Genomic DNA, 22,517 nt, shown 5'->3' with positions numbered 1-22,517 from the left:
CTTATCATGTCACGCGCATTTATCCTCCTGCTTGATTCCTTCGGCCTTGGCGCGACGCCAGACGCCGCCAAGTATGGCGACGCAGGTGCCAATACCTTTGGCCATATTGCCAGCACTGTCGCCAAAAGCGGCAAGACCTTGAAACTCCCGAACATGGAACGCCTGGGCCTGGGCGCCGCCGCCCACCTGGCCAGCGGCGAATGGGCCACGGGCTTCGACCAGCGCGACGGTTTCACCGGCGCCTACGGCGCGGCGCGCGAGCGCTCCACCGGCAAGGACACGCAGAGTGGCCACTGGGAAATCGCCGGCGTGCCCGTCGAATTCGACTGGGGATACTTCCCCCGCACCACGCCATCGTTCCCCGCCGACCTGACCGACAAATTGAAAGCCATGGCCGGCGTGCCGGGCTTCCTCGGCGACTGCCATGCCTCGGGCACGGACATCATCAACAAGCATGGCGACGAGCACGTCGCCACCGGCAAGCTGATTATCTATACCTCGGGCGACTCGGTGATGCAGATCGCCGCGCACGAAGAATCGTTCGGCCTCGAACGCCTGTACGAAGTGTGCGAAATGGCCTTCAAGCTGGTCGAGCCGTACAACATCGGCCGCGTCATCGCCCGCCCTTTCACCGGCAGCAATGGCAACTACACGCGCACGTCCAACCGCCACGATTATGCGGTGGCGCCACCAAGCAAGACCCTGCTCGACCACGTCAAGGATGCGGGCGGCGAAGTCGTCGGCCTGGGCAAGATCAGCGACATTTTCGCCACCCAGGGCATCTCGCGCGTCGTCAAAGGCGTCGACAACATGGCGCTGTTCGAAGCGCTGTTGAAGACGGCCGACGAAGTGCAGGACAAGTCGCTCACGTTCGTGAACTTCGTCGATTTCGACCAGGCGTTCGGCCACCGCCGCAACGTCGAAGGCTATGCCGACGCGCTGCGCGAAATGGATGGTCGCCTGCCGGAATTCATGGCCAAGCTCAAGGAAGGCGACCTGGTCGTGATCACCGCCGACCATGGCTGCGACCCGACCTGGCACGGCTCCGACCACACCCGCGAACACATTCCGATGATCTTCTTCGGCCCCGGCGTCGCCCCGCGCGCACTGGGTATTTCCGAGACCTTCTCCGATATTGGCCAAACCCTCGCCAAGCACCTTGGCGTACCACCACTTGCTAATGGAACCAGCTTGTTATGACACTCATGCACCCCGAATTCAAGCGTAACGAGGCCGTAGGCCTCGACCTGGGCTGGATCAACCAGATCCGCGTCAACCGCGCCGCGACGGACCGCCGCGCGGCCAGCCTGGCGAACCGCCGTACGGTGAAAAAGGAATACCAGGCCGCCTGGCTGGTCAGAGCAATCCAGATGATCGACCTGACCACCCTGGGCGGCGACGATACGCCGGGCCGCGTGGAACGCCTGTGCATGAAGGCCATGCGCCCGCTGCGCGCCGACCTGATGGAGGCGTTGGGCTTGACGCAGTTGAGCACCGGCGCCGTGTGCGTGTACCACGAGATGATCCAGCCAGCCGTGAAAGTCATCCAGGGCCGCCTGCCTATCGCCGCCGTGTCGACGGGTTTCCCGGCCGGCCTGACGAGCATGGAAACGAAGCTGCGCGAGATCGAACTGTCGGTCGCCGCCGGCGCTTCCGAGATCGATATCGTCATCACGCGCCAGCACGTCCTGAACGGCAACTGGCAAGTGCTGTACGATGAAATGCTGGCTTACCGCAAGGCGTGCGGCGAAGCGCACGTGAAGGCGATTCTCGCCACGGGCGACTTGCTGACCATGGAAAACGTGGCCAAGGCCTCGTGGGTCTGCATGATGGCCGGCGCCGATTTCATCAAGACGTCCACCGGCAAAGAGGGCGTCAACGCCACCATCCCCGTGGCCCTGACGATGGTGCGCACGATCCGCGAATACCACGAGCAGACGGGTTTTCAGGTGGGCTTCAAGCCGGCCGGCGGCGTCAGCTCGGCCAAGAGCGCGCTGCAATACCTGACCCTGATGAAGGAAGAACTGGGCAACGAATGGCTGCAGCCGCACCTGTTCCGCATCGGCGCTTCCAGCCTGCTGACCGACATCGAGCGCCAGCTCGAGCACTACGTCACCGGCAGCTACTCGGCCAATCATCGTCACGCACAACCTTAAAGAACATTCGTCATGCCTACAATTAACGAGATTCTCACTACTATGGACTACGGCCCTGCTCCCGAAAGTCAAAAAGAAGCACAGGCGTGGCTCGACGGCCACCAGCGCAAGTTCGGCCTGTTCATCGACAACGCCTGGAGCGAGCCGGCCGAGCTGTTCGCCTCGACCAATCCTGCCGACGGCACGCAACTGGCCGAGCTGACGCAGGCGAGCGATGCCGACGTCGAACGCGCCGTGGCGGCGGCGCGCCGCGCGCTGCCCGTCTGGCAAGGCATGGGCGGCCATGGCCGCGCGAAAGTCATGTACGCGCTGGCCCGTCTGCTGCAAAAGCATGCGCGCCTGTTCGCCGTGCTGGAAACCCTGGACAACGGCAAGACCATCCGCGAAACGCGCGACATCGACCTGCCGCTGGCCGCGCGCCATTTCTACCATCACGCCGGCTGGGCGCAGCTGCAGTCGGAAGAATTCGCCGACTACCGCGCCGTGGGCGTGGTGGGCCAGATCGTGCCGTGGAATTTCCCCCTGCTGATGCTGTCGTGGAAAATCGCCCCGGCCCTGGCGGCCGGCAACACGGTGGTCTTCAAACCGGCCGAATTCACGTCGCTGACCGCCATGCTGTTCGCCGAACTGTGCGTGCAGGCGGGCGTGCCGGCCGGCGTCGTCAACATCGTCACCGGCGATGGCCGCGTGGGCTCGGCCATCGTCAACCATCCCGGCGTCGACAAGATCGCGTTCACGGGGTCGACGGAAGTGGGCCGTTTGATTCGCGAGGTGACGGCCGGCAGCGGCAAGAAGCTGTCGCTCGAATTGGGCGGCAAGTCGCCGTTCATCGTCTTTGAAGACGCGGACCTGGACGGCGCCGTGGAAGGCCTGGTCGATTCGATCTGGTTCAACCAGGGACAAGTGTGCTGCGCCGGTTCGCGCCTGCTGGTGCAGGAATCGATCCAGGAACGCTTCCTGAACAAGGTACGCGCGCGCATGGAAAACCTGCGTCTCGGCTCGCCGCTGGACAAATCGATGGACGTGGGCGCGCTGGTCGACCCGGTGCAGCGCCAGCGCATCGCCGCGCTGGTCGATTCGGCCCGCGCCGAAGGCTGCGACGTATGGCAACCGGCGTGCGAATTGCCGGCAGACGGCTCCTGGTTCCCGCCGACGCTGATCACGGGCGCGTCGACGTCGGCCGCCGTGGCACAGGCTGAAATCTTCGGCCCGGTGCTGGTGGCGATGAGCTTCCGCACGCCGCCAGAGGCGGTGCAGCTGGCGAACAACACGGTGTACGGCCTGGCCGCCAGCGTGTGGACCGAGTCGATCAGCCTGGCCCTCGATATCGCACCGGCCATCAAGGCTGGCGTGGTGTGGATCAACAGCGCCAACCAGTTCGACGCGGCGTGCGGCTTCGGCGGCTACCGCGAATCGGGCTTCGGCCGCGAAGGCGGCCGCGAAGGCATGCTGGAATACATGACGGCCCTGGCCGAAGATGCGCGTCCGGCCTTGCCGGTGGTGGAAGCGAAAGCCAAGGGCAATGCGAAGCCGGTGGCCGCCGGCCCGTTCGCCATCGACCGCACGGCCAAGATGTACATCGGCGGCAAGCAGGCGCGCCCTGACGGCGCCTACAGCGCGCCCGTCTTTGGCGCGAACGGCGCCTTGCTGGCCGAAGTGGGCGTGGGCAGCCGCAAGGATATCCGCAACGCCGTCGAAGCGGCCCACAAGGCTTCCGGCTGGACCAGCGCCACGGCGCACAACCGCGCGCAAGTGCTGTACTACATCGCCGAAAACCTGGCCGCGCGCGCCGACGAATTTGCCGCCCGCATCGCCGCCATGACGGGCAGTAAAAATCCCGAGAAGGAAGTGCAGGCCTCGATCGAACGCCTGTTCTACTACGCCGCCTGGGCCGACAAGTACGACGGCCTGGCGCACCAGCCGCCGACGAAGGGCATCACCGTGGCGCTGAACGAAGCGGTCGGCGTGATCGGCATCGTCTGCCCGAACGAAGCGCCTTTGCTGGGCTTTATTTCGCTGGTGGCGCCGGCCATCGCGCTGGGCAACCGCGTGGTGGTGGTGCCGTCGGAAGCGCATCCGCTCTCCGCGCTGGACCTGTACCAGGTGTTCGACACGTCCGACCTGCCGGGCGGCGTCGTCAACATCATCAGCGGCAACGCCGATGAACTGGCGCGCACGCTGGCCACGCACGCCGACATCGACGCCGTCTGGCGCCATGACGGTTCCGCTGAAGGTTGCGCGGAAGTCGAGCGCCTGTCGGCCGGCACGCTGAAGCGCACCTGGGTCGGCGGCGCCAAGGGCCGCGACTGGTACAGCGCCGCGCAAAGCGGTGGCCGCGCCGTGCTGGCGCATGCGTCGCAAGTGAAAAACGTGTGGATTCCTTACGGCGTCTGATAAGTCACTAGCGTTACAAAGCTGGGGTCAGATCCGCAGGGACTGACCTCAGATCTCATGATTGGAGTTATTCCATGTTGTTAACCCAGGAAATCATCCGCAAGAAGCGCGACAAGGGCGTGCTGAGCGCCGAGGAAATCCAGTTTTTCGTGCGCGGCATCACGGACGGCAGCGTCAGCGAAGGCCAGATCGCGGCGCTGGGCATGGCCGTCTATTTCAATGACATGAACATGGACGAGCGCGTGGCGTTCACCCTGGCCATGCGCGATTCCGGCCAGGTGCTGGACTGGCGTGCGCTGAACCTGCCTGGCCCCGTCGTCGACAAGCATTCGACGGGCGGCGTGGGCGACGTCGTCTCCCTGCTGCTGGGTCCCATGGTCGCGGCATGCGGCGGCTACGTGCCGATGATCTCGGGCCGCGGCCTGGGCCACACGGGCGGCACGCTGGACAAGTTCGACGCCATTCCCGGCTATTGCACGGTGCCGGACAATGCATTGTTCCGCAAGGTGGTCAAGGAAGTTGGCGTGGCCATCATCGGCCAGACGGCGCAGCTGGCGCCGGCCGACAAGCGTTTCTACAGCATCCGCGACGTCACCGCCACCGTGGAATCGGTGGCCATGATCACCGGCTCCATCCTGTCGAAGAAACTGTCGGCGGGCCTGGACGCGCTGGTGATGGACGTCAAGGTGGGCACGGGCGCCTTCATGCCGACTTACGATAAATCGGTGGAGCTGGCCGAGAGCATCGTCGCCGTCGGCAATGGCGCGGGCATGCAGACCTCGGCGATCCTGACGGACATGAACGAATCGCTGGCGCCTTACGCGGGCAATGCGCTGGAAGTGCGCGGCGCCATGGATTACCTGACGGGCCGTTCGCGTCCCGCGCGTCTGCACGAAGTGACCCTGGCGCTGTGCGCCGAGATGCTGGTGCTGGGCGGCCTGGCTGTCTCCGAAGAGGAGGCGCGCGTGAGATTGACGGCGGCCCTCGATTCGGGCGCGGCGGCCGAACGCTTCGCGCGCATGGTGTCCGCCCTGGGCGGCCCGGCGGACCTGCTCGAGCATCCGGACAAGCACCTGGAACCGGCGCCGTTCATCGTGCCGGCGCCGGCGCTGTCGTCCGGTTACGCCAATGTGCGCGATTGCCGCGCCATCGGCCTGGCCGTCGTCGCCCTGGGCGGTGGCCGCCGCCGGCCGACGGACAGCATCGATTTCGCCGTCGGCCTGACGGACCTCGTTGGCCTGGGCGAGCAGGTATCCGTCGGCCAGCCGCTGGCCATGGTGCACGCGCGCACGGAGGCGGCGGCGCAGCAAGCCGTCAGGGAAATCCAGGAAGCATATGCCATCGGCGCGGTGGCGCTGGCGGGCAATCCGGTGATTTACCGTACCATTCGTCCGTAAAGTAACACTGGGGTCAGACCCCCGTTTGCGATAGCGCTGAGCTATGTGTCAGCGGTGTTGAGGGTCTGACCCCGGCCTTAATGATTTCAAAGGTATTGCAGAAAAAATGAACAACCAAGAACTGATCGCCGAAGCCAATGCCGGCCGCGAACTGGCCTACGCGCCATACTCGCGCTTTAAAGTAGGCGCGGCGCTGCTGTGCAAGGATGGCCGCGTCTTCCGTGGCTGTAATGTGGAAAACGCCGCGTATGGCCTGTGCAACTGCGCCGAGCGCACGGCGTTTTTCAGCGCCATCGCGCATGGCTGTAAACCAGGCGACTTCGCCAAACTGGCCGTCACGGGCGACACGGCGGAACCGATCTCGCCATGCGGCGCCTGCCGCCAGGTGATGTTCGAGCTGGGCGGCGCCGACCTGCCGGTGATCCTGACGAATCTGAAAAACGATGTCATGGAAGTGACGGCGGGCTGGCTGCTGCCGCACGGCTTCGGCAATTCCGACCTGGACATGAAGTAACAGGATCCGCTTGAACAAGACGATCGACATCCAGGCGGCCGTGGCGATTGCCGCGGCCGAAGCCATGGCGGCCAAGACGCAGGGTACCTTCGGCGTGGGCGGCGTGCTGCTCGATGGCGCCGGCAACGTGCTGCAATCGATGCACAACAACGTCGTGCGCCAGGGCCTGGTGTTCGACCCCACCGCGCATGGCGAGCGCCAGCTGGTGGACTGGTATTTCGCCGAGCGGGCCAAGGGCACGCCCTTGCCGCCGCCGGGCGAACTGACCATCGTCACCTCGCTCGACCCCTGCTGCATGTGCACGGGGGCGATTCTGGCGGCCGGTTTCAACGTGGTGGTGGCCGCCCCCGACGTCAAGGCGGGCATCAATTACGATGGCGCCGCCACCTTCGCGGCCTTGCCGGCGCCGCTGCGGGCGCAGGCTGACCGCAGCTTTTGTTATCCGGCCGTGCGCGGCGCCACCGAGTACGCGCGCCCGCCGTCCGGCGCCGCGCCCAAATCCTTTTTCATCGGCAAGAGCATCCACGAGGCGACGCAGGCATTGTGCTCGCTCGTGTTCGAAGCGACCTCGGCGCAGGTGATGCAGCTGCTGAACGCCGGCGACGACGTGCAGCTGCGCGATCCGGCCACCTTGCCGTCCGAGCATGCCGTGGTGCGCGCCCTGCGCCGCCGCTATCCCGACGCCCTGACTTACCGCTGCGCGCCGCATGCGCCCGATGCGGGCCTGGCGCCGTTCCTGCAGGCGGCCATGGAGCAGGATGTGCGCGATGGCGGCCAGGGCGACGCGGCCGCCTTGCTCGATTCCTTCGGCAACCTGCTGCTGTGCATGCCGGGAAAAATGGCGCAATCGGCCATCCGCACGCCGTTCATGGAATGCACGCGCCAGTACGCGCAGCTGCGTTTTGAGTTGATGGCGCATGCGGCGCCGGCGCTGCAGGAAGAGATCAAAAGCTACCTGGGCCACCCCAAGCACGGCACCTTCGTGCTGGCCATCGGCCCGGACGATGGCGCCGCCAGTTTCATGACCCTGGGCGCCTACGGCTCCACCATGGAAGGGGCGCTGCCGGAGAATAATCCGGCGCAATTCCAGTACGTGCGCCCGGCCATGGCGCAAGACGCGCTGCTGGCGCTGTGCGAGACGATGCCGCCGCTGTACCGCAAGCTGATACGCATCCGGCCGCGCCAGGTGGCGAGCCCGGCCCTGGTCCAGGCGCTAGGCTAGCCTAGGCGTCGTCGTCGGGCAGGTTTTTCAGTAAAAAGTCGCGCACGTTTTCGCCCGCCACGCGGCGGATCTGCGCTTCCGACAAGCCTGCGTCGAGCAGGGCCTGCGTCAATCGCGGCAAGCCGGTGGCGTCGATGGCCGTGGTGACGGCGCCGTCGAAGTCCGAGCCATAGGCCACGTGTTCGGCGCCGATCAGTTTTACCGTGTAGCCGATGGCGCGCGCGATGGACGCCACGTCCTTGCCGCAGACGGCCGTATTCCAGAAACCGATGCCCACCAGGCCGCCCTGGGCGGCGATGCGCTTCAAGTGCGCGTCGCTGAGGTTGCGCCCATTGGCGCAGGTGCCGCGCACGCCCGTGTGCGACACCATCACGGGGCGTTTCGCCAACGTCAAGACGTCGTCGATGGTGGCCGGCGAGGCGTGTGCCAGGTCGACGATCATCTTGCGCTGCTCCATGGCGCGCAGCCATTGCCGGCCCAGCGGCGTCAATCCGCCTTTCTTCAAGCCGTGCTGGGAGCCGGACAGTTCCGTGTCGAAGAAATGCGTGGGCGCGGCCATGCGGTAGCCGGCCCGGTACAAGGTATCGAGGTTGTCCAGCTTGCCTTCGAGCGCATGCGCGCCTTCCAGGGTCAGCCAGCCGGCGAGCAGGCTAGGATCGTACTCGCGCGCGGCGATGAAGCTGCGCAGTTGGGCGCGGCTGCCGATGACCCGCACCTTGCCTTGGCTTTTCGCCGCTTGCTGGCGCAGTTCGTCGGCCTGGTAGCTGGCGCGCGCCAGCAGGCTGTTCCAGGTGGCGGGCGGCAAGCCTTGCGCCACCACCAGCGCCGTGATGTTGTCCGTGTCGCTGCCATTGCGCTCGATATTCATCTTGCGCGGCGTCTTGGTGACGACGGAAAAGGCTTGCAGCGCCACGTTGGCTCGCTGCAGGCGGGGAAAGTCGACATGGCCGCGCTGGCTGTCTCGGTTCAGATTGCGTTGCCACAGCAGGCTGTCCGCGTGCAGGTCGGCGATCCACAGGCTCTGGTGCAGGGCCAGAGCAGCTGTCGATGGGGCCTTGCCAGACGGAGGATGGACACGGTTGAGGTGCTCGTCGACGAGGACGGGGGCGGACAGGAAGCCGCCGATCAGCGCAAGGCTGGCGGCGGCGAGGGTGCTGATGATCATCGTTCTCCGTTTTACCATGGATCGTAGGTGCCCAGGCTCCAGATATGGCCTTCCGGGTCGCGGCAAGTGAAGCCCCGTCCGCCGTAATCTTCATCCTTGATGTCGAGGACGATTTCGGCGCCGGCTTCGCGCGCGCTGCGGTAGACGGCATCGGCGTCGCTGACGACCAGGTAGCAGTTTTGCGTGTTGGCGCCGCCGACGTCGCCGGGCAGTTTCATCAGGCGGCCATAGTCGCTGTCGATGGCTGGCGCCACCATGACCATGCCATTGCCGAAGCTGAGTTGCGCATGGGCGACGCCACCGTTGCCGTCGGGTACGATCAATTGTTTTTCAAAGCCGAGCGCCTTGCACAGCCATTCAATGGCGGCGGGCGCGTCGCGGTAGCGCAGGCAGGGGATGGTCGTCGCGGTGGTCGTTCTTGCAGTCGTGGTCATCAGAAAACTCCTATGGCTGAGGGGGAGTAACTTCGATTGTCAATCTTGCGTAGCGTTCCGTCTCAATACCATCCGTCGGGAGGGCTTTGATGCCCGTCAGTGCCGCGCCCCTTCATAGTGCCATAGAACAATCATTGCACTCTTGCCACGCCGCAAATTTTATTGCGGCGACTGCTGCGAGCCCGGTGTTTTTTCGTCCGCGCCGGCATCGTCGCTGTTGCTGGCCCATTTCAGCAGCATGACGAGGGCAAACAGCATGATGGCCAGCGGCAAGATGGTGATCAGGAACGCCAGGCCCAGGCAGCACGCCAGCAGCATGGGCCAGGACATGGCGCGCAGGGCGGCCATGCCCTGGCGCGTGTAAGCGCACAGCTCGTCCCAGAAAGCGCTGAAGGAAGTGCTGCCCGGTGCCGGATTGATGTCTTTCATGCCGTTCTCCTGTCGTGTGGATGCCGCTGCCGTATGCAGGCTGGCGATGCATCCACTATAGGCAAAACCCCGCTGGCAGATATCGCGTATGCGACGAATGGCAGGAATGGCGGACCGAACGGCGACAAACCGGGACAAACGGTTATTCAAACACCTTGAGTTTCAACTGGAAACTGAGGGCGCCATACAGGCGGTCCTTATAGGATGGCACGATGGCGATATTCACGCCCACGCGCTGGTATTCATAGCTGATGGTGGGCACCAGGGCAGGGAACCAGCCGCCATCGCGCATCTTCGGATAGCCGCTGAAGCCGCCAACGACGGCGCCGACGCGCAGCGGGCCCACCTTGATCGGCTGGTAGTACACGCCCAGGTAGTTCGAATAGGCGCGGTCGCTATTGTAGAAGCGCCCTGCCGTGACCGACGCGACGGTGGAAAAGCGGTATTCGGCGCCCAGGCCCGGATTGCTGTCGTTCAGATTCTTGTCGCGCTGAAAGTGATACGAATAAAAGCCCGCGTTGAGCCAGGTTTCGCTGAGCGGCTGCTTATCGATCATGCTCACAACATCGGCGTGCGCGCCGCAGGCATATGCCAGCATCAGTGCGCCTAGGGACAATCGTTTCATGCGTGCTTCATCCTTATGATTTCATATTCTGTGGGCTGGCCTGGTCTGGCGCTGCCGCGATCGTATCACCAAGTTGGCTGCGCTTCTAAGCAATATTGAAAGGGCGGAACCGACGGCTGTTCTCCCGCCTGTTCAAAGCGTCATCCGGATGGCCCGGGCGTTCTACGGGCGGCGCCGGGAGAATGATTCTTATTTTGCAATTGTGTTTGCATAATTATTATAAAAGTTGTTGATTTGAGACATCTCAAATCAAATAGATATGATATTCTGGCGTCAAGTTAATTTTCTTTTTGGAAATAAAAATGCCAAGCATGCCTAAATTGCCACTCCTTCTCGTTCTGTCGACCGTGTTCGCTGCCGGCGCCGCGCAAGCCGGTGTTGTCGATCTGGGTATCGGTGGCGCCAATTTGTATTCCCTGAGCAACTTCAGCGCGTCCAGCAGCGATGTCGAAGGCGGCGTGCTGGTGGCCGGTAACCTGTCGGCGTCGAGCTATTCGATCAATGACAAGAACAAGGACGCCTACGTCACGCATGGTAATAGCGGCTATGCGCTGGTCGTTGGCGGCAACCTGAACTACAGCTCCGGTTCCATCAAGAACGGCAATTACTATGTGGGCGGCAGCACGACGACGAGCAGCGTGGGCCTGAACACAGCCACGAAGACGAGCACCTCGCCCGTCGCGTTCGCCTCCACCTCGGCCCAACTGAAAAACACCTCGACCTCGCTGGCGAAAGTGGCGTCCACGGGCAGCAGCTCCGTGGCCTACGGCGGCATGACCCTGAAGGGCGGCACGGGCAGCGTGCAAGTGTTCGACCTGACTTCCGCGACGTTGGGCTCGGTGAACAACTTCAAGTTCAGCAACCTGCACACGAACGACACCTTGATCCTCAATATCAGCGGCAAGAATGTGAACCTGTCCGGCGGCTACGGCGATTTCAGCAAATACAATGTGCTGTACAACTTCTATGAAGCGCAAAGCATCACCTTGAATGGCGTGGGCCTGTACGGCAGCATCCTGGCGCCGCTGGCGACCCTGGCCGGCGGCAATGGCCAGATCAACGGCAACGTGGTGGTGGGTAACTGGGCTTCGAACATCCAGGTTAACGCCAACCATTATTTCAACGCCACCAACGTGGCCGGTTATGTCTCGGCCGTGCCCGAACCGGAAACCTATGCGATGCTGTTGGCAGGCCTGGGCCTGGTTGGCTTCATGGCGCGCCGCCGCAAGGGAAGGACGGCAGCCTAAGCGTTCGCGCTGTTCAGGAAACCGCCTTGCAGGGCGGTTTTTTTTCGCCTGCCGGCGGCATGGACACGGCCGCCAGCACCATGTGCGCGATCAGGGTTTCCGCATCCTCGTAATCCTTGCGCGTGAGCTGCTTGCGTTCCAGCACCAGGGCCATCTGCGGCGAAAAATCCGCATACGATTGCGTCATGGCCCAGATGGCGAACATCAGGTGCGTGGCGTTGACGGGCGCGATCTTGCCGGCCGCGATCCAGGCTTCGAAGACGGCGATATCCTTGCGCAGCAGGGGCACGACCCTGTCGCGTATCTGCGCACCGTACAGGGGCGCGCCATTGATCACCTCCAGCGCATACACGCGCGAAGCCCACGGCTGTTCGCGCGAAAAACGCAGCTTGGCGCCGATGTACGCGCGCAGCACGTCGCGCGGCTCGTCGTGTTCATTGGCCAGCGATTCCATGCGCGCCAGCCAGTCGTCGAGCACGTCGTCGAGCACGCGCTGGTACAGCAACTGCTTGGACGGGAAGTAATACATCAGGTTTTGCTTCGACAGGCCGGCCCGCTCGGCGATGGTGGCGATCGACGCGCCCTCATAGCCGCTTTGCGCGAACACGCGCACGGCTTGCTCCAGGATGTCCGCCTCCAGGCGGTCGCGGTTTTGCAGGCGCCGGCCGCCGGTATTTTTCATGGAAAGGGCAGGGGATTTGTCGCTGGCCATGGCGGGTTCCTCAGCGTGGGCGGATCGTTTGCAGGAAGGCCTGCAGCACAGGGGTATCGGTGTAGGCCACGTTGAAGCGGAACCACACCGTCTCGGGCGCGCGCAGCATGAAAAATTCGTTCGGCGACAGCAGGATGCCGGCCTTCAAGGCCATGTCGGCGATGATCTTGCCATTCCACTCCGGCGTCTGCACGTCGGGCCAGCCGGCGCTGACGAACATGCCGCCGCGCGGACGCGCCACGGGCGCCATGCCCGCCTGCGCCAGGCAGTCGATGCTGCGCTCGCGGGCCGCCTCGAGCTGCGCCACCAGGCGTTCCACCATGCGCTTGTAGGGCCGCGCGGAGACGGCGTGGTAGACGGCGCGCTCGTTGATTTCCGACGTCGTCAGTCCCGCCAGCATTTTCACTCGCACCAGTTCGGCCACCAGCGGCGGCGAGGCGCAGATCGACCCCACGCGCAGCACGGGCGACAGGGTCTTGGAAAAACTGCCCACGCGGATCACGCGGCGCAAGCCGTCCATGGCCGCCAGCGACGCGTCGCCGCGCGCCGCCAGTTCGCGGTAGATATCGTCTTCCACCAGCCAGAAATCGAATTGCTCGGCCAGCGCCAGCAGGCGGTGCGCCTGCGCCTGGCTGAGCGAGGTGCCGAGCGGATTTTGCAGCACCGTGTTGACGAACATCAGCTTGGGCTGCGTGCGCGCGGCTTCAACGGCCAGCGCTTCGAGATCGAGCCCCGCCTCGCCCCGCGCAATGCCGACGGGGATGCAGCCGTGGTGGCGGATCAGCGACTGCAGATTGCTGTAGCCGGGGTCTTCCACCAGCACCGTGTCGCCCGGCTTGGTCAGGCTGCGCAGGATCAGGTCAAAGGCGTGCGTGGCGCCATGCGTCAGCAAGACCTGGTCCGGCTCCACCTGGAACAGCTCTTCCGACAAGCTGGCGGCCAGGTGCTGGCGCAGCGAGGGAAAGCCCAGCGGGTGGCCGTAGCCGCGCAGCCGGCTGGCGGGAATGCGCATGGCCTGGCGCACGGCATCGAGCACGGTCGCTTCGCCATACATCTCGGGCGGCAGCCAGCCCGCGCCCACGGGCAGGGCGTCGGACACGCCCGAATACAGGTCCGGCGTGAGGGCGTCGATGGCGGTGGGGCTGGCAAGGGTGCTGGCAATGAGGGCTGCCTGCGGTGAGGCGGCGACATCGTGGCGCGCGACGAAGTAGCCGGAACCGCGCCGCGACGACAGCAGGCCCAGGTTGACCAGGCGGTCATACGATTCGACGACGGTAAAAGTCGACACGCCATTGCAGCGGGCGAACTGGCGCACGGAGGGCATGCGCGTGCCGATGCGCAGGGCGCGGCTGCCCACCATGACGCTGATGGCGATGACGATCTGCTCAACGAGGCCGCCCTTTTTCTGGCGGTCGATGTCCAGCACGGGCCAGCCACTGGCGTTACCTTCGCCCTCGTCCTGTTTCACGTCGTGCGTCACCGGTGGCTCCTTATGCTGCCTTGCGCAAAAAAAACTGTATTGGTTTTTCGACCTGTACGGTTGGGATACTTTGCCGTTTGTGTATCTGTGCCATTGGGGATGGCCTGTCTATTATTACATCAGCTTTTTGCCAACTGGTAAATTATTTTACGCTTCGTCAAAAACGATCCTGGCTCCGCGCCAGCCCATCCCAAGGAGAAGGTCATGAACGAAACAAGGCCGGAATCGATGTCGGCATTCTGGATGCCGTTTACGAACAACCGCGATTTCAAGGCCAACCCTCGCCTGCTGGTGTCGGCCGAAGGCATGTACTACAAGGACGTCGATGGCAACGCCATCCTCGATGGCACGGCCGGCCTGTGGTGCGTGCCGTGCGGCCATGCACAGCCGAAGATCGTCGGCGCCATCCGCGACATGGTGGGCCAGCTCGACTTCGCGCCCACCTTCCAGATGGGCCATCCGGCCGCCTTCGACCTGGCGGAAAAACTGATGGACTACACGGGGCATAAGTTCGGCCACGTTTTCTACACCAACTCCGGTTCCGAAGCCGTCGACACGGCCTTGAAGATCGCGCTGGCCTACCACCGGGCGCGCGGCGAGGGGGCGCGCACGCGCCTGATCGGCCGCGAACGCGGCTACCACGGCGTGGGCTTCGGCGGCATTTCCGTGGGCGGCATCGGCGGCAACCGCAAGACCTTCGGCCCCTTGCTGCCCGGCGTGGACCACCTGCCGCACACGCATAACCTCGACAAGAACGCCTACACGGTGGGCGAGCCCGAATACGGCACCCACCTGGCCGATGAACTGGAACGCATCGTCGCCCTGCACGACGCCTCGACGATTGCCGCCGTCATCGTCGAACCGGTGGCCGGCTCCACGGGCGTGCTGATCCCGCCGAAAGGCTATCTGAAACGCTTGCGCGAGCTGTGCACCAAGCACGGCATCCTCCTGATCTTCGATGAAGTGATCACGGGATTCGGCCGCATGACGACGCCGTTCGCCGCCGATTATTTCGACGTCGAGCCGGACCTGATGACGACGGCCAAGGGCCTGACCAACGGCATGGTGCCGATGGGCGCCGTGTTCAGCAAAAAATACATCCACGACGCCTTCATGGACGCGCCGCCCGGCATCGAACTGTTCCACGGCTACACGTATTCCGGCCACCCGCTGGCTTGCGCCGCCTCGCTGGCCACCTTGCAAGTGTTCGAGGAGCAGGACATCCTGGGCCACGCGAAAAGTATGCAGGCGTATTGGAGCGACGCCGTGCATTCCCTGAAAGGCTTGCCGCACGTGATCGACTTGCGCAGCATCGGCCTGATCGCCGGCATCGAACTCGCCCCCATCGCCGGCAAACCCGGTGCGCGCGCCTTCAAGGCCTTCAAGCAAGCCTTCGCCGACGGCGTGCTGATACGTACGACGGGCGACATCATCGCCCTGTCGCCGCCGCTGGTGCTGGAAAAACAGCATATCGACGAGCTGTTCGGCAAGCTGGCCAAGGTACTCAAAAATCTCGACTAAGGAACACCATGAACACGCTCGACACCATCACCCACTACATCAACGGCGCCAAAGTCGACACGAATAGCGGCCGCTATGGCGACGTCTACAACCCCGCGTTGGGCGTACCCGTCGCCCGGGTGGCGCTGGGCACCAGCGAAGACGTCGACTCTGCCGTGCAGGCGGCGGCCGCCGCCTTTCCCTCCTGGTCGGCCACGCCGCCGCTGACGCGCGCGCGCGTGCTGTTCCGCTACCTGCAGCTGTGCCAGCAGCATACGGACGAGTTTGCCGCCATGCTCACGCGCGAGCATGGCAAGACCTTCGCCGACGCCCAGGGCGAGGTGGCGCGCGGCATCGAGATGGTGGAATTTGCCGTCGGCATCCCGCAATTGCTGAAAGGCGAATTCACGGACCAGATTTCGCGCGGCATCGACGCCTGGTCCATGCGCCAGGCGCTCGGTGTGGTGGCCGGCATCACGCCATTCAATTTTCCCGTGATGGTGCCGATGTGGATGTTCCCCGTCGCCATCGCCTGCGGCAATACCTTCGTCCTGAAACCGTCCGAGCGCGATCCGTCCGCCTCCCTGCTGCACGCCAAATTGCTGAAGGAGGCCGGCCTGCCCGACGGCGTCTTCAACGTGGTGCAGGGCGACAAGGTGACGGTCGACGCCTTGCTCGACCACCCGGTCGTGCAGGCGATCAGCTTTGTCGGTTCCACGCCCATCGCCGAATACATCTATGCGCGCGGCAGCGCCAGCGGCAAGCGCGTGCAAGCGCTGGGCGGCGCGAAAAACCACATGGTGGTGATGCCCGACGCAGACATGGACATGACGGTCGATGCGCTGATCGGCGCGGCCTACGGTTCGGCGGGCGAACGCTGCATGGCCATCTCCGTCGTCGTGGCCGTGGGCGACGCGGGCGACAAGTTGATCGACGCACTGGCGACGCGCACGGCCGCACTGAAAGTGCGCGACGGCATGGCCGATGGCGCGGAAATGGGACCGGTCGTGTCGCTGGCCGCCAAGCAGCGCATCGAAAAACTCATCGCCTCGGGCGTGCAGCAGGGCGCGACGTTGGTGGTCGATGGCCGCAACCATGTGGTGCCGGGCCGCGAGAATGGCTTCTTTGTCGGCGGCACCCTGTTCGACCACGTCACGCGCGACATGAGCATCTACAAGGAAGAGATTTTCGGCCCCGTGCTGTGCGTGCTGCGCTGTCCTGACGTGGTGCATGCGGTGGAGCTGATCAACGCCAACGAGTATGGCAACGGCGTGGCCATCTACACGCGCGACGGCGGCGTGGCGCGCGAATTCGTGCGCCAGATCCAGGTCGGCATGGTGGGCGTCAACATCCCCCTGCCCGTGCCGATGGCCTTCAACAGCTTTGGCGGCTGGAAGCGCAGCATGTTTGGCGACCACCATGCGTATGGCCCCGAAGGCGTGCGCTTCTACACGCGCCACAAGGCCGTGATGCAGCGCTGGCCGAACACGGCAAGCGCAGGCGTGGAATTTGCTTTTCCCCAGATGAAGTGACGGTTTCACACTAACAGTCCACCGCAGGCCAAAAGAAGGAAAACGCGATGATCGAGTCTCTCAACTATTTGCCGCATCCCGCCCTGCCCAACGCCGAACTGGCGGGGCATTTCACGGACCTGGCGCCGCCCCTGACGGCGCGCCAGGCCGCCATCGAAAGCGCCCGCTGCCTGTACTGCTACGACGCGCCGTGCAGCCGTATCTGTCCGTCGGAAATCGACGTGGCCAGCTTCATCCGCAACATCCACGACAAGAACATCAACGGCGCCGCCGCCGGTATCCTGAAGCAGAACATCCTGGGCGGCAGCTGCGCCCGCGTCTGTCCCACGGAAATCCTGTGTGAAGACGTCTGCGTGCGCAACCACGACGCGGAAGGCCAACCCGTCAAGATTGGCCTGTTGCAGCGCTACGCCGTCGACCACATGCAGTTCGCGGCGCACCCTTTCAAACGGGCGGCAGGCACGGGCAAGACGATCGCCATCGTCGGCGCGGGACCGGCGGGCCTGTCGTGCGCGCACCGCCTGGCGATGCTGGGCCACGACGTGGTGATCTTCGAGAAGGAAGGCAAGGCGGGCGGCCTGAATGAATACGGCATCGCCAAATACAAGCTGACGGACGATTTCGCGCAAAAGGAAATCGACTTCCTGCTGGGCATCGGCGGCATCGAGATCCGATGTCGGCAGGCGCTGGGCGAGAACCTGCAGCTGCGCGACCTGCATGCGCAGTACGACGCCGTCTTCCTGGGCCTCGGCCTGGGCGCCAGCCGCAAGCTGGGCTTGACGGGCGAGGAGGCGCCGGGCTTGCTGGCCGCCGTCGACTACATCAGCGCGCTGCGCCAGGCGGACGACCTGGCCGCGCTGCCCGTGCCGAAACGGGCGCTTGTGATTGGCGCGGGGAATACGGCCATCGACATGGCCGTGCAAATCCAGCGCCTGGGCGCCGAGGAAGTCACCCTCGTGTACCGGCGCGGTTTCGACGCCATGACGGCCACGCATCACGAACAGGAGATCGCCAAGGCCAACCAGGTGCGCATGCTGACGTGGGCCCAGCCGCGGCAGGTGCTGCTCGATGGCGAGGGCAAGGTGGCCGGCATGCGCTTCGAGAAGACACGCATGCAGGGCACGCGCCTGGCGGGCACCGGTGAAACCTTCGACGTGGCGGCCGACGCCGTCTTCAAGGCCATCGGCCAGAGCCTCGACACGGACGTGCTGCATGATCCGATGGCGTCGCTCCTGCAACGCGCAGGCGACAAGATCGCCGTCGACGCAGGTTTTCGCACGGTACTGCCCGGGATCTACGCGGGCGGCGACTGCGTGGCGCCGGGACAGGACTTGACGGTGCAAGCCGTCCAGCATGGCAAGCTGGCCGCACTGGCCATCCATCACGATCTTCTTTCCAAAGCGGAGGCTGCATAATGGCTGATCTCAGCATCGAATTTTGCGGCATCAAGGCGCCGAATCCCTTCTGGCTGGCGTCCGCGCCGCCGACCGACAAGGCTTATAACGTGGTGCGCGCCTTTGAGGCGGGGTGGGGCGGCGTCGTGTGGAAGACGCTCGGTGAAGACCCTGCCGCCGTCAACGTCTCGTCGCGCTATTCCGCCCTGTACGGCAAGAACCGCGAAGTGGTGGGCTTCAATAACATCGAACTGATCACCGACCGCTCTTTGGCAATCAACCTGCGCGAAATCACGCAGGTGAAAAAGGACTGGCCCGACCGCGCCATGATCGTCTCGCTGATGCTGCCCTGCGAAGAGCACTACTGGGCCGACATCCTGCCCAAGGTCGAGGCAACAGGGGCGGACGGCATTGAACTCAATTTCGGCTGTCCGCACGGCATGCCGGAGCGGGGCATGGGCGCGGCCGTGGGCCAGGTGCCCGAGTATGTGCAGATGGTGACCGCCTGGTGCAAGAAGCACAGCAAACTCCCCGTCATCGTCAAGCTCACGCCCAACATCACGGACGTGCGCATGCCGGCGCGCGCGGCCAAGGCGGGCGGCGCGGACGCCGTCTCGCTGATCAACACCATCAACTCGATCACCTCGCTGGACCTGGACCGCATGGTGGCCTTGCCCATCGTGGGCGGCGCCAGCACGCACGGCGGCTATTGCGGCGCAGCCGTCAAGCCCATCGCCTTGAACATGGTGGCGGAAATCGCCCGCGATCCGCAGACGCGCGGCTTGCCCATTTCCGGCATCGGCGGCATCGGCAACTGGCGCGACGCGGCCGAATTCCTCGCCCTGGGCGCCGGCTGCGTGCAGGTGTGCACGGCCGCCATGCTGCATGGTTTCCGTATCGTCGACGAGATGAAGGATGGCCTGTCGCGCTGGATGGACGAGAAGGGCTATGCGCGCATCAGCGACTTTTCCGGCAAGGCCGTGGCCAACACGACGGACTGGAAATACCTGGACATGAATTACCAGGTGATCGCGCAGATCAACCAGGACGACTGCATCAAGTGCGGCAAGTGCTATGTGGCTTGCGAAGACACCTCGCACCAGTCGATTGCGCAGCTGATCGACGCCGCCGGCACGCGCACCTATGAAGTGATCAAGGAGGAATGCGTGGGCTGCAACCTGTGCGAAATCACCTGTCCGGTGCAGGGCTGCATCACGATGGTGCCGCAAGCCACGGGCAAGCCATACATGAACTGGACGCAGGATCCCAGGAATCCACGGGCGTTGGCGGAGACGGCATAGGGCATGCTTTTTGCGTACGTATATTTTATAAACAGTTGCCCAACTTTGCAGTAAGCTAGGCCGCAGCCGTTTTTAAAACGCCCAACCTCCCAACCGATGGAGCAACCCTGTGAACCACGACTATTCAGGCAACACGCAACTCTGGAATGAAGACCTGGCGCCCACCACGGCGGCGCAGCGCACCTGGCGCTGGTACCACTTCGCCGCGCTGTGGGTGGGCATGGTGATGTGCATTCCCGCCTACACCCTGTCGGCCAGCCTGATCGACAGCGGCATGTCCGGTTACCAGGCCGTGCTCACGGTATTTCTCGCCAACGCCATCGTGCTCTTGCCCATGCTGCTGATCGGCCACGCGGGCACCAAGTACGGCATCCCGTATGCGGTGCTGGCGCGCGCCTCGTTCGGCACCATGGGCGCGCGCTTGCCGGCCCTGATGCGCGCCATCGTCGCCTGCGGCTGGTATGGCATCCAGACCTGGTTCGGCGGCCAGATGATCTACACCCTGATGGGCGTGCTGGTGGGCCATGAGCTGGGCGGCGAGAAGATCGCGGGCCTGGGCATCAATGGCAGCCAGCTGCTGTGCTTCCTGGCTTTCTGGGCCATCCAGTTCTATTACATCCTGCACGGCATGGAGTCGATCCGCAAGCTCGAAACCTATACGGCGCCGCTGAAAATCCTCATCTGCTTCGTGCTGCTGTACTGGGTGCACAGCAAGGCGGGCGGCGTGGCCAGCCTGCTGGACCAGCCATCGCAATTCATCCCCGGCGGTAAAAAGGCGGGCCAGTTCTGGAGCGTCTTCTGGCCGTCGCTCACCGCCATGGTGGGCTTCTGGGCCACCCTGGCCTTGAACATCCCCGACTTCACGCGCTTCGCCAAGACGCAGCGCGACCAGGTGATCGGCCAGTCGATCGGCTTGCCGGTGCCGATGGGATTGCTGGCCATGCTGGCCGTGATCGTCACGGCGGGTTCCGTCGTCATGTACGGCAAGGCCATCTGGGACCCCGTCGACCTGGCCAGCCGCATGACGGGCGCGGCCGTGCTGATCGCCCTGATCATCCTCTTGATCGACACGGTCAGCGTCAACCTGGCGGCCAACCTGGTGGGCCCGGCGTACGATTTTTCCTCGCTGGCGCCGAAGCAGATTTCATACAAGATGGGCGGCTACATCACGGCCTTCATCGCCATCGTCATGATGCCGTGGAAGGTGCTCGAATCGACGCAGGGCTATATCTTCACGTGGCTGATCGGCTACTCGGCTCTGCTGGGCCCCATCGCCGGCATCCTCATCGTCGATTATTATTTCGTGCGCAAGACGCAGCTCGACGTCAGGCAGCTGTACCGCAACGATGGCGTCTACTCGTATGGCAATGGCTGGAACACGGCGGCCCTGATCGCCTTCGTCATCGCCGTGCTGCCGAACATCCCTGGCTTTTTGAACGCGGCCTTTCCCACGGCGTTTCCCGGCGTGGCCGAAGGGTTTAAAACCATCTACACCTACGCCTGGTTCGTGGGCGTGGCCATCGCCGCGGTCGTATACGGCGCCATGATGAAGGGCAAGGCCGTGGCGCACGCGCAGCAGGCGCCGCAGTCCTGATCTTTTCGAGAAGGAGACAAGATGACTACACTGATACGTGGCGGCACCGTCGTCAACGCCGACCGGGCGTTTCGCGCCGATGTGCTGATCGAGGGCGACACCATCGCCGCCGTCGGCGAGAACCTGGTGGCTCCCGCCGGCGCCACGGTGATCGACGCGGGCGGCCTGTACGTGATGCCGGGCGGGATAGACACCCACACGCACATGAATTTGCCTTTCATGGGCACCGTGACGTCCGACGATTTTTTCACGGGCACGGCGGCGGGTCTGGCCGGCGGCACCACCACCATCATGGACTTCGTCATTCCCGCGCCGAAGCAGTCGCTGATCGAGGCCTATCACCAGTGGCGCGCATGGTCGGCCAAGGCCGCCGGCGACTATACCTTCCATGTGGCGATCACCTGGTGGAGCGAGCAGGTACATGCAGAGATGGGAGTGCTGGTGCGCGAACATGGCGTGAACAGCTTCAAGCACTTCATGGCCTACAAGAACGCCATCATGGCCGACGATGAAACCCTGGTGAAAAGCTTTAGCCGCTCGCTGGAGCTGGGCGCGCTGCCCACCGTGCATGCGGAAAACGGCGAGCTGGTTTTCCAGTTGCAGCAAGCCTTGCTGAAGAAGGGGATTACCGGGCCGCAGGCGCACCCGCTGTCTCGTCCACCAGCAGTCGAGGCGGAGGCGGCCAACCGCGCCATCGCCATCGCCAACGTCTTACATACCCCCGTGTACATCGTGCACGTTTCGTGCGCCGAATCGCTGGACGCCATCACGCGGGCGCGCGCCAACGGCCAGCGCGTGTATGGCGAAGCGCTGGCCGGCCACCTGGTGATCGACGACAGCGTCTACCAGGGCGAGGATTTCGACTACGTGGCCGGCCACGTCATGAGCCCGCCGTTTCGCGGCAAGCACCATCAATCGGCCCTGTGGCACGGCCTGCAAAGCGGCAACCTGCACACGACGGCCACCGACCATTGCACCTTTTGCGCCGAGCAGAAGGCGGCCGGCAAGGATGACTTCACGCGCATCCCGAACGGCTGCGGCGGCGTGGAGGAACGCATGGCCGTCGTCTGGGACGCGGGCGTCAATTCGGGCATGCTGACGCCGTCCGAATTCGTCAAGGTCTCGTCGACGAATGCGGCGCAGATCTTCAATATGTATCCACGCAAGGGCGTCATCGCGGCAGGCAGCGACGCCGACATCGTGCTGTGGGACCCGCAAGGCACGCGCACCATTTCCGCCGCCACGCAGTTCGCCAGGGGAGGCTTCAACGTCTTCGAAGGGCGCACCGTGCGCGGCATCCCCAGCACCACGATTGCCGCCGGCAAGGTGGTGTTCCACCAGGGCGAATTGATGGCCGTCGAAGGAGCCGGGCGCTATGTTGAACGGCCCGCCTTTTCCGCCACCGCCGCATAAGGAGTTGA

General features: G+C 64.3%; 19 protein-coding genes. 13 read left to right on the top strand and 6 right to left on the bottom strand.

The window, feature by feature from the left end; all coding sequences use genetic code 11:
* The first annotated feature begins 6 nt into the window (after positions 1 to 6).
* The 6 genes from J0O65_RS02800 to J0O65_RS02775 all read left to right on the top strand — a co-directional run bounded on the left by J0O65_RS02800 (position 7) and on the right by J0O65_RS02775 (position 7,683).
* On the top strand, positions 7 to 1,200 hold the full coding sequence (locus J0O65_RS02800) for a phosphopentomutase (protein ID WP_215403914.1): 1,194 nt from the start codon (positions 7 to 9) through the stop codon (positions 1,198 to 1,200).
* Positions 1,197 to 2,156: a deoxyribose-phosphate aldolase gene (gene deoC, locus J0O65_RS02795; RefSeq protein ID WP_215403912.1), complete on the top strand. Its 960-nt coding sequence runs from the start codon at positions 1,197 to 1,199 to the stop codon at positions 2,154 to 2,156. Before J0O65_RS02800 ends, deoC begins: the two co-directional genes overlap by 4 nt.
* Positions 2,157 to 2,168: 12 nt before the next feature.
* Positions 2,169 to 4,550, top strand: coding sequence for an aldehyde dehydrogenase family protein (locus J0O65_RS02790; protein WP_502793533.1), 2,382 nt, complete (start codon positions 2,169 to 2,171; stop codon positions 4,548 to 4,550).
* A 74-nt stretch (positions 4,551 to 4,624) separates the two neighbouring features.
* Positions 4,625 to 5,947, top strand: coding sequence for a thymidine phosphorylase (deoA, locus tag J0O65_RS02785; protein WP_215403910.1), 1,323 nt, complete (start codon positions 4,625 to 4,627; stop codon positions 5,945 to 5,947).
* Between the two features lie 106 nt (positions 5,948 to 6,053).
* Positions 6,054 to 6,461 carry a cytidine deaminase gene (locus J0O65_RS02780; protein ID WP_215403908.1) on the top strand — a complete coding sequence of 136 codons (408 nt, stop codon included), beginning with the start codon at positions 6,054 to 6,056 and terminating at the stop codon, positions 6,459 to 6,461.
* A gap of 4 nt (positions 6,462 to 6,465) precedes the next feature.
* The gene (locus J0O65_RS02775) at positions 6,466 to 7,683 is read left to right on the top strand and encodes a nucleoside deaminase (RefSeq protein ID WP_215403963.1); all 1,218 of its coding nucleotides are present in this window, start codon (positions 6,466 to 6,468) and stop codon (positions 7,681 to 7,683) included.
* Position 7,684: 1 nt separating this feature from the next.
* On the opposite strand, the gene J0O65_RS02770 is transcribed toward J0O65_RS02775, so the two are convergent.
* The 4 genes from J0O65_RS02770 to J0O65_RS02755 form a co-directional block, all read right to left on the bottom strand.
* Positions 7,685 to 8,848: a dipeptidase gene (locus J0O65_RS02770; protein ID WP_215403906.1), complete on the bottom strand. Its 1,164-nt coding sequence runs from the start codon at positions 8,846 to 8,848 to the stop codon at positions 7,685 to 7,687.
* An 11-nt stretch (positions 8,849 to 8,859) separates the two neighbouring features.
* Complete coding sequence (locus J0O65_RS02765) at positions 8,860 to 9,282, bottom strand: VOC family protein (protein WP_215403904.1); 423 nt, start codon at positions 9,280 to 9,282, stop codon at positions 8,860 to 8,862.
* Positions 9,283 to 9,441: 159 nt separating this feature from the next.
* Entirely contained in the window at positions 9,442 to 9,711 is a 270-nt protein-coding gene (locus J0O65_RS02760) for a hypothetical protein (RefSeq protein WP_215403902.1), read from the bottom strand.
* Positions 9,712 to 9,853: 142 nt separating this feature from the next.
* Positions 9,854 to 10,336 (bottom strand): hypothetical protein, encoded by a 483-nt coding sequence (locus tag J0O65_RS02755; RefSeq protein ID WP_226939789.1) that lies wholly within the window; start codon positions 10,334 to 10,336, stop codon positions 9,854 to 9,856.
* A gap of 311 nt (positions 10,337 to 10,647) precedes the next feature.
* Here J0O65_RS02755 and J0O65_RS02750 point away from each other — a divergent pair, with 311 nt between their 5' ends.
* On the top strand, positions 10,648 to 11,583 hold the full coding sequence (locus tag J0O65_RS02750; protein ID WP_215403900.1) for a choice-of-anchor A family protein: 936 nt from the start codon (positions 10,648 to 10,650) through the stop codon (positions 11,581 to 11,583).
* A 13-nt stretch (positions 11,584 to 11,596) separates the two neighbouring features.
* Here the strand turns inward: J0O65_RS02750 and J0O65_RS02745 are convergent, their stop codons facing one another.
* Entirely contained in the window at positions 11,597 to 12,295 is a 699-nt protein-coding gene (locus tag J0O65_RS02745; RefSeq protein ID WP_215403898.1) for a TetR/AcrR family transcriptional regulator, read from the bottom strand.
* 10 nt (positions 12,296 to 12,305) lie between these two features.
* Positions 12,306 to 13,775, bottom strand: a complete 1,470-nt coding sequence (locus tag J0O65_RS02740) for an aminotransferase-like domain-containing protein (RefSeq protein WP_215403896.1) — start codon at positions 13,773 to 13,775, stop codon at positions 12,306 to 12,308.
* Between the two features lie 204 nt (positions 13,776 to 13,979).
* On the opposite strand from J0O65_RS02740, the gene aptA reads away from it, so the two are divergent.
* From aptA to hydA, 6 genes are all read left to right on the top strand, one after another.
* Entirely contained in the window at positions 13,980 to 15,296 is a 1,317-nt protein-coding gene (gene aptA, locus J0O65_RS02735) for an omega-aminotransferase AptA (protein WP_215403894.1), read from the top strand.
* Between the two features lie 8 nt (positions 15,297 to 15,304).
* Entirely contained in the window at positions 15,305 to 16,807 is a 1,503-nt protein-coding gene (locus J0O65_RS02730; protein ID WP_215403892.1) for a CoA-acylating methylmalonate-semialdehyde dehydrogenase, read from the top strand.
* 47 nt (positions 16,808 to 16,854) lie between these two features.
* Positions 16,855 to 18,222, top strand: coding sequence for an NAD(P)-dependent oxidoreductase (locus J0O65_RS02725; RefSeq protein WP_215403890.1), 1,368 nt, complete (start codon positions 16,855 to 16,857; stop codon positions 18,220 to 18,222).
* Entirely contained in the window at positions 18,222 to 19,502 is a 1,281-nt protein-coding gene (gene preA / locus J0O65_RS02720) for an NAD-dependent dihydropyrimidine dehydrogenase subunit PreA (RefSeq protein ID WP_215403888.1), read from the top strand. The genes J0O65_RS02725 and preA overlap by 1 nt, the downstream gene beginning before the upstream one ends.
* 109 nt (positions 19,503 to 19,611) lie before the next feature.
* Positions 19,612 to 21,096, top strand: coding sequence for an NCS1 family nucleobase:cation symporter-1 (locus J0O65_RS02715; protein ID WP_215403886.1), 1,485 nt, complete (start codon positions 19,612 to 19,614; stop codon positions 21,094 to 21,096).
* A gap of 21 nt (positions 21,097 to 21,117) precedes the next feature.
* Positions 21,118 to 22,509 carry a dihydropyrimidinase gene (gene hydA, locus J0O65_RS02710; protein ID WP_215403878.1) on the top strand — a complete coding sequence of 464 codons (1,392 nt, stop codon included), beginning with the start codon at positions 21,118 to 21,120 and terminating at the stop codon, positions 22,507 to 22,509.
* The last annotated feature ends 8 nt before the right edge of the window (positions 22,510 to 22,517 follow it).

Origin of the sequence: Janthinobacterium sp. JC611, from assembly GCF_018682595.1 — a bacterium.
Classification (GTDB): domain Bacteria; phylum Pseudomonadota; class Gammaproteobacteria; order Burkholderiales; family Burkholderiaceae_D; genus Janthinobacterium.
The sequence above is the reverse complement of the archived record's forward strand: the minus strand, read 5'-3'. Positions and strand labels throughout refer to the sequence as shown.